Consider the following 12,620-nt stretch of genomic DNA (forward strand, 5'->3'; position numbering starts at 1 on the left):
CCCAGTGTTGGGAAAGCAGCATCGTATTGGGCGCACGGTCATTCGGTGAAGGCGCCCACACACGCCTGCCAATTACTTGGTGTGTCTACCGGGCTTACGAGGTGGCGCTGATTTTTTGGGCTTGGGTGCCGGCATGAGCGCAGCAGTCTCAAGAATTAATTGACGAATGACATCAGAGTCATCCAGAAGCTCGTCGGCAACTGGATAGTCTTTGGCGCCAGGGTAAGGAGGTCGCTGAGGAAGTTCTGGCGCCAGCTTCGTCGCAGCCGCAGATGGTTTGATAAAGAGACTGTTATCGCAGGCGAAGGCGACTACCTTCCCATCTACGTATAAGGCGTACTCACCGAACATCTTCTTTTGAGTAAGCCGATCGCCAAGCGCCACTTGCTCTGTCACGTAATCGACGAAATCTTGGTTGGTAGCCATATCCGTGCAATCCAGTACTTGAGTCAGGCCGCTGCCCGCGGGCGAATCCCAATCAAGGGTAGCCAGACTCAGAAGTGTCGCGCATGTCTGAGCCTTTTAGCCAAGACAAAATGCGTGCCATAAGAGCGGATGCTTCTTCTGGCTGGAAGACGAGGATTGTTCGCCCCTTCCATGGGGCTCACCCCTCTGCGCTGCGCGTCCTGGCCAGCGCTTATGTGCTGTCCAAATTTGTTCCAGACAACAAGTCGAACACAATTTGCCTCCTTGATCCTCCCAGCCAAAAACAAAAAGCCCGCCATAAAGGCGGGCTTTTTGTTTTTGGCTGGGAGACTAGGATTCGAACCTAGATAAACGGAGTCAGAGTCCGTTGTCCTACCGTTAGACGATCTCCCAATACTCGTACCGCGCCGTGCGCTCTGACCTGATGCACCGGACGGTTGAAGTGCGACCTCTTGCGAGGATTAGCGCTTCGAGAACTGGGTAGCGCGACGTGCCTTGTGCAGACCGACCTTCTTACGCTCGACTTCACGGGCGTCGCGGGTCACGAAGCCAGCCTTGCGCAGCTGGGACTTCAGGCTTTCATCGTACTCGATCAGGGCGCGGGCGATACCGAGACGGATCGCACCAGCCTGACCGGTGATACCACCACCGGCAACGGTAACCTTGATGTCGAACTTGTCGGCGCTCTGCGTGAGTTCGAGCGGCTGGCGCACGATCATGCGGGAGGTTTCGCGGCCGAAGAAATCGTCCAGGCTCTTGCCGTTCACTTGGATCTGACCACTGCCCTTGCGCAGGAACACGCGTGCTGCGGAGGTCTTGCGGCGGCCGGTGCCGTAATTCTGCTGAATCGCCATGATGCTTCCTTAGATTTCCAGCGCCTTCGGCTGCTGGGCGGTATGCGGATGTTCGGCACCGCCGTACACCTTGAGCTTGCGGTACATTGCGCGGCCCAGCGGGTTCTTCGGCAGCATGCCCTTGACGGCGATCTCGATGACGCGCTCGGGATAGGTAGCCAGCAGGTCCTTCAGACTGGTGGTCTTGAGGTTACCGACGTAGCCGGTGAAGCGGTGATACATCTTGTCGTCCAGCTTCGCACCGGTGACAGCCACCTTCTCGGCGTTGATCACGACGATGTAGTCGCCGGTATCGACGTGCGGGGTGAACTCGGGCTTGTGCTTGCCGCGCAGGCGGCGCGCGATCTCGGTCGAGAGACGACCGAGCGTCTTGTCCGTGGCATCAACCACGTACCAGTCGCGCTTGACGCTTTCCGGCTTGGCGCTGAACGTTTTCATTTCGGAATACCTGTCTGCCGCCAATGGGGCGGTAAGCGGAATCGGTGAATAAAGGCGCGAGATGATAGCGAAGCTTTCATCTATCGCGCAAGCCCACGGAGGGTTGCGAGTCGTGAATGATAGCATGAACGACATGCCCCTTGAGAACCCCCGCTTGCCGCTCGCCGTGCTGGCCGACCAGTGCGTGCAATGCGGACTTTGCCTGCCCGTGTGCCCTACCTATGCCCTGGACGGCAATGAAGCCGAATCGCCGCGCGGGCGGATCGCGATTGCCGCGGCGCTGGCTCGAGGGCAGGTTTCACCTAACGCCGAACTGCGCGAGCCGCTGGATCATTGCCTGGGCTGCCTGAGTTGCGAGCGGGTTTGCCCGGCAGGGGTCAAGTATGAGGCATTGCTGGTGGAGACCCGATCGTTGCTGGGACCGGCGCCAGAGCGACCCACAGCGTTATTGGAAGTCGTAAAGCGACCGAGGTTGAACCTCTGGGCACAACGGCTGGTTCGCTGGACCGGGGTGTGGCGATGGCTCGGGCACGCGCTGCCTGGTGCTTGGCGAGAGGCCTTGGCTCTGGCACCAGGGAAGCCCCACGAGCTTCATCACGTCCACGGCAAGCCCAAGCAACCCCGCCCCGGCCCTCCCCCACCAAGCAGGAAAGGTAAAAAAGTCGGCACTGTGGCGCTGTTTCCGGGGTGCGTAGCGAGCATCTATGACGCGGAGGCCGAGCGCGCTACGGAGATGCTGTTGGTGGCTGCAGGCTATCAAGTGACTCACCTGCCGGCATTCTGCTGCGGGGCGCTGGATTCGCACGACGGCGCCAGTCGCGAAGCCGATGCGGCGGCCGCGCATGTTCGGCAAGCCTGGGCAAATGCGAAAGCGGATCATCTGGTTACCGTAACGCCGGGCTGCCTGAGCACATTGCGCAAGGCGCTGCCCGAGGTGCGTGTGGACGATCCCTACCGCCTGCTCGCCGAGCGCATCGACACACTCGCCTTCCACCCTTACCCGCGCCAGCTTGCCCTGCACGTGCCATGCACCCAAGCCAACGTGGCACGCAGCGACGCAGCGCTGCTGAAGCTATTACGCCGCATCCCCCAGTTGGAATTGAAGCGCCTGCCTGCCCCGCCTTATTGCTGCGGCGCGGCCGGCAGCCATCTGCTGCAGTTTCCGGAACGCGCCGCACAATTGCGCGAAAGCGTGTTGGCTCACATCACGACGCTGGATGTGCAAGGACTTCTGTCGTCCAATATCGGCTGCCGATTGCATCTAGCGGCCGGGTTGAAAGAACACGCCTCAGCCTTGCCGACTTTGCACCCGCTGACTCTGCTCGCGCAGCAATGGATACCGTCATGAACGTACGTACGCTTAGCCCACTCGACCGCCTGTTCGCCGGCATTGAACGCGCCCTGGAAACCGTAGCCGGCACACCAGAGGCGCATCGTCCCTCCCCGGCTCATCACGTTGCCGATGCCGAGCTTGACGACAAGGAACGCCGCCACGTCGCCGGCCTGATGCGCGTGAACCACACCGGCGAAGTCTGCGCTCAGGCGTTGTACGACGGACAGGCCGCATTGGCGCGCAACGAGGAAAACCGCACGCATCTATACGATGCGGCGACTGAAGAAACCGATCATCTCGCCTGGTGCTCCGAACGCCTGCATGAACTGAACAGCCAGCCCAGCCTGCTCAATCCACTGTGGTACGCGGGCAGCTACGCGATCGGCGCACTGGCGGCACTGGCCGGCGACAAAATCAGCCTGGGCTTTGTAGTGGAAACTGAAAAACAGGTGGAAACGCATCTGGCCGAGCACATGGACAAGCTGCCAGCCCAGGACGAGCGTTCGCGCGCGGTGCTGAAGCAGATGCAGGAGGATGAGGTACGGCATGCGCAGCATGCGCGGGAACGCGGCGGTATCACGCTGCCGTTTCCGATCCCGCAGATGATGCACGCGACGTCGTTGGTGATGAAGACGGTGGCGTATCGGCTCTAATGCCGCCCTGCGGCGAGACCACATAAACCCACCTTTCGGCGGGTAGGTTTCGCCTGATTAAAAAACCCGCCTTTCGGCGGGTTTTTCGTCACATCAGATTGCGTCCGTGAAACAGCTCCTCGATCTCCCGGCGCAACAGCTGCTCGATCTTCTGCCGCTCCTTGAACGACAAATCATCCGCATGCGCCTCGAACAAATAGGTATCGAGGTCGAAGTCCTTGATGTGCATCTTCGTGTGAAAAATATTTTCCTGATACACGTTCACGTCGAACATTTCGTACTTCTGGCGGATGTGGCGTGCCAGGTAGTCCTGCACCGAGTTGATCTTGTGATCGATGAAGTGCTTCTTGCCCTTCACGTCGCGCGTGAATCCACGCACGCGGTAGTCGCACACTACGATGTCCGACTCAAAACTGTCGATCAGATAGTTCAGAGCCTTCAGCGGTGAAATCACGCCGCAGGTCGCCACGTCGATATCCGCGCGGAACGTAGCAATGCCGTTGTGCGGATGCGTTTCCGGATAGGTGTGGACGGTGATATGGCTCTTGTCCATATGGGCCACCACGGCATCCGAAATGGTGTCGCGGCCGAGCTTCTCCACCACCGGCTCCTCGGAGATGAGGATGGTGACGGAGGCACCCTGCGGGTCGTAGTCCTGACGGGCCACGTTGAGGATGTTCGCGCCGATGATCTCGGCCACGTCGGTCAGGATCTGCGTGAGTCGATCGGCGTCGTACTGCTCGTCGATGTACTCGATATAGCGCTGGCGCTGGTCTTCCGATACCGCATAGCAGATATCGTAGATGTTGAAGCTCAGGGCCTTGGTAAGGTTGTTGAAGCCCTGCAGGCGCAGGCGCGGGAGGGGTTTCACCACGGCGACACTCCATGGCCGGGTCACGGCCGACAGGTGAGGCGGGTTAGCTACAAGGGTCCCCGCTGATTAGAAAAGCATGCTGGACCCTTATCCTGCACGCCCCTTGTGTACGGACGATGGCAATGAGGCTGCTGTCGTCCGGAAGACTGCGAAGTATGCGGCAAGTTGGGGAAAAACAGAACCGTTTTTCTGCAGTGCAGCGTGACTGGCCTGGCGGCAGGGCGCATGGAAGATCAAGCTTGCTGATGTACTTGCGGGTGATCACGCCGCCTTGGCGATGTGCCTCAGATCATCCCTCTGCTTCACATGTCTTTGCCATAATGCGAAAGTCGCAGGGGATGCGCATGGATTCAAGACCAGGTCGCGGGATGGGCGTCCATTGAGATCAACTCAGCTGGGGAAAACTTCTGTGGTGCAACTGAAATACCAGTTACAACAGGCCTTCGAACGTTCACAGGCGCCACTCGGCTTCGCGCCCGACCCGGCCTCCATGGAGCGTTTCCTTGGGCTCTGCCACCGTCGCCGCTACCCGGGCAAAACCGCCATCATCCGCCCCGGCGACCCCGCCAACACGCTTTACTACGTCATCGAAGGCTCGCTGGCCGTGTGCACGGAAGACGAGCAAGGGCGTGAGCTGATCCTCGCCTATATCAGCCGTGGCCAGTTCATCGGCGAGATGGGCTTGTTCGTGGAGCAGGCGCAGCGCGAATCGATGGTGCGCACGCGCACTGCCTGCGAGATGGCCGAAATCAGCTACGAGCGCCTGTTCCAGCTGATGGAAGGCCCGCTGCGCGAGGAGTGCCCGAAGATCCTGTTCGCGATCGGCGCCCAGCTCACCCATCGTCTGCTGCGCACCTCGCGCCAGGTGAGCCGCATGGCCTTCATGGATGTCACCAACCGCATCTCCCGCACCCTGCTGGACCTGTGCCAGGAGCCGGATGCGATGAGCCATCCCGAGGGCACCCAGATCCGCATTTCGCGTCAGGAGGTCAGCCGTATCGTGGGCTGCTCGCGCGAGATGGTGGGCCGCGTGCTCAAGCAGCTCGAAGAGCAAGGGATGATCGACGTGTCAGGCAAGACCATCGTGGTGCGCGGTACGCGTTGAGCTCCATGCCGCCGCCCCGGCGAACGCTGGGGCTAGGCACTTTGTGCTGCCTGTTCAAAGCCATTCGATCCCCGCGTTCGCGGGGCGGCGTATCAAGCTGATTTCGCTTCCTTGGGCGCTTGATAAATCATGTACACGTCCGCCCGCTCGTAATGCGAGCCGGAGCGTGTCGCCGGCTGCAACACGAAACCGGCCTTCTCATACATGCGCAGCGCCGGTTTGAGGCTGCTGTTCGATTCCAGAAACAGCATGTGGCCACCGCGCCGATGGAATTCGGCAATGCATGCATCCAGCAGACGCTTCCCCGCACCCAGGCCGCGGAACGTTTCGTCCACGCCCATCTTGGTCAGTTCGAACACGCCCGGTGATTCCTGCAGCAGGGCGCAAGTGCCGATGATCTCGCCGCCCAGCCGGGCGAAGAAAATCGTGCCGCCCGCCTGCAAGATGTATCGCTCGGGGTCGCTCAGCACGGCACGATCGATGTCTTCGATGCGGAAATAGCGCTCCAGCCATTGCGCGTTCAAGCGATAGAAATGCTCACGCAACGCCGGCGCGTAGGGCAGGATTTCCAGCGGCGCCGCCTTGATCGCGGCATGCTCGGCCAGAATCGCTTGGGTGACAGGCCGCTCCTGCAAGGCGCGTTCGCACGCAGCAATGGCTTCCAGCAGCTGCACGGCGTGATCCTCCAGCGAACGAGTAACGCCACGACGCACCGCACACCAGATCGGACCAAGCTCGGCCAGCGACGCATGTGCCTTGTCGGTAAGCACCAGTACGGTACGGCGACCATCGGCAGGATCTTTCCGGCGCCGCACCATGCCTGCGCGCAGCAGCTTGTCGGAAAGCTGACTGACGGCCGAGTGGGTCTGGCCGATGGCATCGGCCACTTCCGTTACGGAGCTGGGTCCGACATCCCACAAATAGCGCAAGACCGGCAGCCAGCGGGATTCGATGCTGGCGCCGAGGGTCTGGTAGACCTCGTCAGCCGCGCCGTAGAAGTGGTCGCTAAGGGCTTTCAGGCGACTGCCGAGTGCCAGCTTGCCGAGGGACGCCAAGTACATGGAGCATGCCTATAGGACAGATACGTAAGCACTAACGTATCTCTATAAGACCTCGCCTACAAGCCCCTTCGGAGACCCAGGCACTCAGTACCAAGCCACCCGCGTCACCGCCCTGCCCAGTGCCTTCTCCACCCGCTTGCACAGCTTGGGCGTGCCATTGACCAGCACCGCTTCGCCGGCCGGCTTGAGCATCGGCATGTCCTGAAAAGAATCGGTGTAGGCCATCCGCCAGTTCGTGACGCCCTTGGCGGCAAGGTTCTGTACCTTGCGGCGACCAACGTTGTGCGAGTGCAGGCGCATGCCAAACACGCCAGGCTTGAGCTGCGTGGCGACAATGGTCAGCTCCGGCAAACCCAGTTGGGTCAGCAGACGCGTGACCAAAATCCGCTCGCAACCGGTGACGACAATCACCTCGTCGCCTTCTGCCACATGCCGGCGCAGCGCGCTCAAGCCATCGCGATAAAACTGGCGTGGACGGCGCACGATTTGATCGGCAAAGTCCTCGGCGATCGCTTGATAGCGCTGCACGCCAAGGCCACACAAAGCCACGTGGGAGAGCGCCCACGCCGCGCGCCTGCGGGAAAACACGCCGCACAGCAGCCACCATGGCATCGTCAGCAGCGCCAGCGCCTTGTAAACCGGCGAACTGGCGTAGCGGTGCCGGATGAACTGCTCAAAGGCATCACCCTGGAACAGCACGCCATCGAAATCGAACAGCACCGTGCGAGACGCATCGGCGTCGCTACCGGCTTGTGCCGGCGCGTCAATCATTGCCCCTGTAAACATGATCAGTGCGTATTGAACAGCCGCTTCAATTCCTGCCCCGGATCGGCGGCGCGCATGAACGCCTCGCCGACCAGGAATGCGTTGATACCCGCGTCGCGCAAAAGCGCCACGTCCTTGGGTGTGTGAATGCCTGATTCGGCGACCAGAATACGGTCGTACTCCATCAGTTGCTGCAGCTCGAGCGTGGTTTCGAGCGTGGTTTCGAAGGTGCGCAGATTGCGGTTGTTGACGCCGATCAGCGGCACCGGCACAGCCTGTGCGCGTTCCAGTTCTTCGGCGTCGTGCACTTCGCACAACACGTCCAGATCCAATTCGGCCGCCAGCAGTGACAGTTCCAGCAGATCTGCATCACCCAATGCAGCCACGATCAGCAGAATGCAATCGGCACCGATCGCGCGTGCTTCGTACACCTGGTACGGATCGATCACGAAATCCTTGCGCAATACCGGCAACGAACAGGCCGCGCGCGCCTGCTGCAGGAAATCCTCGCTGCCCTGGAAGAAGTCTTTATCCGTCAGCACGGACAAGCACGCCGCGCCACCCAGCTCGTAACTGCGTGCAATCGCCACCGGATCGAAATCGGGGCGGATTACGCCTTTGCTGGGGCTGGCCTTTTTCACCTCGGCGATAACCGCCGAATCGCCCGCGGCGATCTTCGCTTCGATGGCCGCCGCAAAGCCACGTGTATCGGGCATGTCGGCCACGCGTGCGGACAGCTCTTTCAGCGGCAACTTGGCGCTGCGCTCGGCGAGTTCTTCCGCCTTACGGGCGAGGATGCGTTGAAGAATGTCGGTCATGGGATTCTGATCGGCACGTGTGGGGGGCTAAGGAGCCTGTCGGACTTGAGTTGGCCGGGCTGCAAATCCGCCTGCGCGGTCCATATTTCCGGCAATTCTTGACGCATAGAACCGCTATGGGCCGGCGAATCGCCGAAAATCTGTCCTCGCGCAGGCGAATTTTCGCCTCGACCACTCAAGTCCGACAGGCTCCTAAGAAAACGGCAAAGCCGCGTCCGGGTCAACTCTCCGCCAATCGCCGGGTGGTTGCCACGAACGCTTCCATTTTGGCACGTGCCGCACCGCTGGCGATGGTGGCCCGGGCCAATTCGATGCCGCTGGCGATGCTTTTGACCACTCCGGCGGTATACAGCGCGGCGCCCGCATTCAGGCAGACGATGTCGTGCGGCACGCCATGGTGGTTTCCCAGGGCATCCAGCAGCATGGCCTTGGACTCCTGGGCGTTTTCCACCCGCAGGTTGCGGCTGGAGGCCATGGCCAGGCCGAAGTCCTCCGGCTCCACCTCGTACTCGTGCACTTCACCGTCGCGCAACTCACCCACCAGGGTGGATGCACCGAGGGAAATCTCATCCATGCCGTCGCGCCCCCACACCACCATGGCGTGTTCTGCGCCCAAAGCCTGCAAGGCACGTACCTGGATACCGACAAGATCCGGGTGAAAAACACCCATCAGGATGTTCGGCGCGCCGGCAGGATTGGTAAGCGGCCCCAGGATGTTGAACAAGGTGCGCACGCCCATTTCCTTGCGCACGGGAGCCACCACTTTCATCGCCGGATGATGGTTGGGCGCGAACATGAAACCGATGTCCGTTTCGACCATGCACTGCGCCACCTGCGCCGGCTGCAGATCGATGCGCGCACCGAGTGCCTCGAGCACATCCGCACTACCCGATTTCGACGACACGCTGCGCCCACCGTGCTTGGCAATCCGCGCGCCGGCGGCGGCGGCGACAAACATCGCCGCCGTGGAGATATTGAAGCTCGACGCCCCGTCGCCACCGGTGCCGACGATGTCCAGAAAATGAGGATGCGACGGAACATCCACCTTTGCCGACAGCTCACGCATCACGCTCGCCGCACCGGTGATCTCGCCGACCGTTTCCTTCTTGACGCGCAAGCCGGTGATGATCGCGGCAGTCATCAGCGGACTCACTTCGCCGCTCATGATCTGGCGCATCAGCGCGATCATTTCATCGTGGAAAATCTCGCGATGCTCGATCGTCCGCTGCAGCGCTTCCTGCGGCGTGATGGTGATGGCCCGGCCCGCCGTCATGCGGCGAGCTTTTGCAGCGGCAAGCCCAGGAAATTCCGCAGCAGGTCATGGCCGTACTGGGTAAGGATCGACTCGGGATGGAACTGCACGCCCTCGACCCGCAAGGTCTTATGACGCAGCCCCATGATTTCGTCGATGGAACCGTCCGGGTTTTCCGTCCAGGCGGTGACTTCCAGGCAATCCGGCAACGATGCCTGCTCCACCACCAACGAGTGATAGCGCGTGGCCTCGAACGGATCGGGCAAGCCGGCAAACACGCCCCTGCCCAGATGGCGCACCGGCGAGGTCTTGCCATGCATGATCTGCTTGGCACGAATCACCTTGCCGCCAAACGCCTGGCCGATCGCCTGATGCCCCAGGCATACGCCGAACACCGGAATCTCGCCACTCAGTTCGCGCAGCACGGCCAGCGAAACGCCCGCATCGTCCGGTGTGCCCGGACCCGGGGAAATCATGATGTGCGAAGGCTTCAACGCGCGGATGCCAGCCACGTCCAGCGCATCATTGCGCACCACCCTCACCTCCTGTCCCAGCTCGCCTAGGTACTGCACGAGGTTGAAGGTGAAGCTGTCGTAGTTGTCGATCATCAGCAACATGGCTGGAAATTCCTGGATGCCCGCGATGCCGCACTGCGGCAAGGATGCTCATTGTGCGCGATGGGATTTGCCGCCGTCATCTGCCACGCCGGCATTCGCACATGGCTAACCCTCATGTATGCCCGAACAGTCATGGCGGCCATCTAAAAAGCCAAGGAAATCAAAAATTAAGGACTCACCAGCACGTGCCTGGTGTAGCTTTCCACCACCAGGCTGAAAGGCTGGTTGTCGCCGGTGTACAGCACCGCGCGGTGCTGGAGCACGTGATCCGGGATGGCCAGCGGCTGGTTGCTTGAGGGCGGCAACGCCTTGCCGCTATCCCAGCCTTCCGGCAGCGGGGACCAGAGCAGGTCGGCGGAAAGTGTTTCGCGGCGGAAGTGCAGCGACTTCACCACTTTGCCGAACGGCACGTCCGAGGTATCCAGCTGATGGTTCATATCCGCGGTAAGGCGCGCCGGCACATACCAGTTGTCGGCATCCGACAACACCACGTTGCCACAGCTCAACGCCACTCGGCGGTAGCGCACAGGTTCGTCGGGACCGATACCAAGCAAGCTGCGGGCACCATCAGGCAGCGGCTTGTCATCGCCATGCACACGATGCGCGACGACCTTCGCCTCCGGCGACAAGTGATGCGCAGAGCACCACTGCTCCAGCGTCAGCGTCGCGCTTGGATGGCTGAGCAGCTGAGCATTCAAGGTTTGCAATTCAGCCAAGGCCTGTGTGCGGCTCAACACGGTATCTGGCCAGTTGGATGTTGATTCACGCGCCAACAAAGACGATGCGCACGTCAGCATGATGGTCATAGCAAAACCAACGTCACGGATAATGCTTCGCATGTCTCACAATCCTTTCGCCGCTTGCGCCACGGCGCGGAACAACGCACGCCCTTTGTTCATCGTCTCCTCCCACTCCGATGCCGGATCGGAGTCGTACACGATGCCGGCGCCAGCCTGCACGTGCAGGCGGCCACCCTGGATCACCGCAGTGCGAATGGCGATGGCAGTGTCCGCATCGCCCCACCAGCCGATCCAGCCGATGGCGCCAGCGTAGATGTTGCGCTTGTAGGGCTCGAGTTCCTGGATGATTTCGATGGCGCGAATCTTGGGTGCGCCACTGAGCGTGCCGGCTGGAAAGGTGGCCTTGAGCACGTCCATGTAGCTGACGTCGGGCTTCAAGGTGCCCTGCACTTGCGACACGATATGCATCACGTGCGAGTAACGCTCGACCACGAAGGATTCGCTGACTTCGACTGTGCCCGTATCGCTGATGCGGCCGATGTCGTTGCGTCCCAGGTCGATCAGCATCACGTGCTCGGCGCGCTCCTTGGGATCGGCCAGCAGTTCTTCTTCGAGCGCACGATCTTCTTCGTCCGTAGCGCCGCGCTTGCGAGTGCCGGCGAGCGGGCGCACAACCACTTTGCCATCCTTCATGCGCGCCAGAATTTCCGGCGACGAACCGACGATCTGCGTATCGCCCAGATCGACGAAATACATGTACGGCGATGGATTCATCGCACGCAACGCGCGATATACATCCACCGGTCGCGCATTGAATCCGACGCTCAAGCGCTGCGAAGGCACGACCTGAAAAATGTCGCCGGCGCGGATGTATTCCTTCGCTCGCTCCACCATCGCCTCGAATTCTTCGCGGGTGAAGGAGGATTTGAAATCGCTCTCGTTGAGTGCCGTCGATTGCGTAAGTTGCGGATAGGCCGCGCCACCCTGGCGCAAGCGATGCGTCAGCGCGTCGAGCCGGCGCTGCGCTTGTGCATAGGCCTGCGGCTGCGCGGGATCGGCGTGCACGATCAGGTACAGACGACCCTTGAGGTTGTCGAAGACGGCCACTTCTTCGGCCAGCATCAACAACACATCCGGCGTACCAAGTTCGTCGGGACGATCCCATTGCGCCAGCTTCGGCTCGATGTAGCCGATGGTCTCGAAGCCGAAGTAGCCGACCAATCCGCCACTGAATGCCGGCAGCTGCGGCAGACGCGGTACGTCGTATTGCTGACGCAGCTTTTCGATTTCGCCGAGCGGGTCGTCCAGGTGGCGGCGTTCGATGATTTCCCCTGCATCTTCCACTTCAAGCTCGTGCCCGCGCAGGCGATACACACGCTTGGCCGGCAGGCCGATGATTGAGTAACGCCCCCACGTGGCACCACCTTCCACCGATTCGAACAAAAAGGTATAGGGGCCATCGGCCAGCTTGAGGTAGACCGACAACGGGGTGTCCAGATCGGAAAACACCTCGCGCACCAACGGGATGCGGGTATGGCCTTGCGCGGCGAGCGCGTTGAATTCGTCGCGAGAAATCACGTGCGGGAAGTCCGTGAAACGCAGAAAGGGGAGATTGTATAGGGTGGCCGTTGCTTTTCTCTCCTTTTCTTGAGGGAGCCGATGGCGCTGAGGGGCATTCATGCGA

The 12,620-nt window shown here is 61.1% G+C and carries 14 protein-coding genes and 1 tRNA gene; 3 read left to right on the forward strand and 12 right to left on the reverse strand.

Features of this window, described 5'->3' with window-relative positions:
* Positions 1-72: 72 nt before the first annotated feature.
* The 4 genes from VJR68_RS02225 to rplM all read right to left on the reverse strand — a co-directional run bounded on the left by VJR68_RS02225 (position 73) and on the right by rplM (position 1,718).
* On the reverse strand, positions 73-426 hold the full coding sequence (locus VJR68_RS02225; RefSeq protein WP_324145914.1) for a TfoX/Sxy family protein: 354 nt from the start codon (positions 424-426) through the stop codon (positions 73-75).
* A gap of 319 nt (positions 427-745) precedes the next feature.
* Positions 746-819: transfer RNA gene (locus VJR68_RS02230), tRNA-Gln, on the reverse strand.
* Positions 820-887: 68 nt separating this feature from the next.
* Positions 888-1,280, reverse strand: coding sequence for a 30S ribosomal protein S9 (gene rpsI, locus VJR68_RS02235; RefSeq protein ID WP_324145915.1), 393 nt, complete (start codon positions 1,278-1,280; stop codon positions 888-890).
* Between the two features lie 9 nt (positions 1,281-1,289).
* Positions 1,290-1,718 (reverse strand): 50S ribosomal protein L13, encoded by a 429-nt coding sequence (gene rplM / locus VJR68_RS02240; protein WP_324145916.1) that lies wholly within the window; start codon positions 1,716-1,718, stop codon positions 1,290-1,292.
* Between the two features lie 154 nt (positions 1,719-1,872).
* On the opposite strand from rplM, the gene VJR68_RS02245 reads away from it, so the two are divergent.
* Positions 1,873-3,066 carry a (Fe-S)-binding protein gene (locus tag VJR68_RS02245; protein ID WP_324145917.1) on the forward strand — a complete coding sequence of 398 codons (1,194 nt, stop codon included), beginning with the start codon at positions 1,873-1,875 and terminating at the stop codon, positions 3,064-3,066.
* Complete coding sequence (coq7, locus tag VJR68_RS02250; RefSeq protein WP_414647720.1) at positions 3,051-3,704, forward strand: 2-polyprenyl-3-methyl-6-methoxy-1,4-benzoquinone monooxygenase; 654 nt, start codon at positions 3,051-3,053, stop codon at positions 3,702-3,704. The genes VJR68_RS02245 and coq7 overlap by 16 nt, the downstream gene beginning before the upstream one ends.
* A gap of 88 nt (positions 3,705-3,792) precedes the next feature.
* On the opposite strand, the gene speD is transcribed toward coq7, so the two are convergent.
* Entirely contained in the window at positions 3,793-4,578 is a 786-nt protein-coding gene (gene speD / locus VJR68_RS02255) for an adenosylmethionine decarboxylase (RefSeq protein WP_126685269.1), read from the reverse strand.
* Between the two features lie 409 nt (positions 4,579-4,987).
* Between speD and crp the strand changes: the two genes are divergently transcribed.
* On the forward strand, positions 4,988-5,683 hold the full coding sequence (gene crp, locus VJR68_RS02260) for a cAMP-activated global transcriptional regulator CRP (RefSeq protein WP_324145919.1): 696 nt from the start codon (positions 4,988-4,990) through the stop codon (positions 5,681-5,683).
* Positions 5,684-5,775: 92 nt separating this feature from the next.
* Here crp and VJR68_RS02265 read toward each other — a convergent pair whose 3' ends face one another.
* From VJR68_RS02265 to trpE, 7 genes are all read right to left on the reverse strand, one after another.
* Complete coding sequence (locus VJR68_RS02265) at positions 5,776-6,744, reverse strand: helix-turn-helix domain-containing GNAT family N-acetyltransferase (RefSeq protein ID WP_324145920.1); 969 nt, start codon at positions 6,742-6,744, stop codon at positions 5,776-5,778.
* Between the two features lie 84 nt (positions 6,745-6,828).
* On the reverse strand, positions 6,829-7,530 hold the full coding sequence (locus tag VJR68_RS02270; protein WP_324145921.1) for a haloacid dehalogenase-like hydrolase: 702 nt from the start codon (positions 7,528-7,530) through the stop codon (positions 6,829-6,831).
* A 2-nt stretch (positions 7,531-7,532) separates the two neighbouring features.
* Positions 7,533-8,327, reverse strand: coding sequence for an indole-3-glycerol phosphate synthase TrpC (gene trpC / locus VJR68_RS02275; protein ID WP_324145922.1), 795 nt, complete (start codon positions 8,325-8,327; stop codon positions 7,533-7,535).
* A gap of 220 nt (positions 8,328-8,547) precedes the next feature.
* Positions 8,548-9,600, reverse strand: coding sequence for an anthranilate phosphoribosyltransferase (trpD, locus tag VJR68_RS02280; protein WP_324145923.1), 1,053 nt, complete (start codon positions 9,598-9,600; stop codon positions 8,548-8,550).
* Positions 9,597-10,196, reverse strand: a complete 600-nt coding sequence (locus tag VJR68_RS02285) for an aminodeoxychorismate/anthranilate synthase component II (protein WP_324145924.1) — start codon at positions 10,194-10,196, stop codon at positions 9,597-9,599. Before VJR68_RS02285 ends, trpD begins: the two co-directional genes overlap by 4 nt.
* Positions 10,197-10,363: 167 nt before the next feature.
* Positions 10,364-11,035: a hypothetical protein gene (locus VJR68_RS02290; protein ID WP_324145925.1), complete on the reverse strand. Its 672-nt coding sequence runs from the start codon at positions 11,033-11,035 to the stop codon at positions 10,364-10,366.
* Positions 11,036-11,038: 3 nt separating this feature from the next.
* On the reverse strand, positions 11,039-12,514 hold the full coding sequence (trpE, locus tag VJR68_RS02295; protein ID WP_324145926.1) for an anthranilate synthase component I: 1,476 nt from the start codon (positions 12,512-12,514) through the stop codon (positions 11,039-11,041).
* Positions 12,515-12,620: the final 106 nt, after the last annotated feature.

Origin of the sequence: Dyella sp., assembly GCF_035277725.1 — a bacterium.
Classification (GTDB): Bacteria; Pseudomonadota; Gammaproteobacteria; order Xanthomonadales; family Rhodanobacteraceae; genus Dyella_B.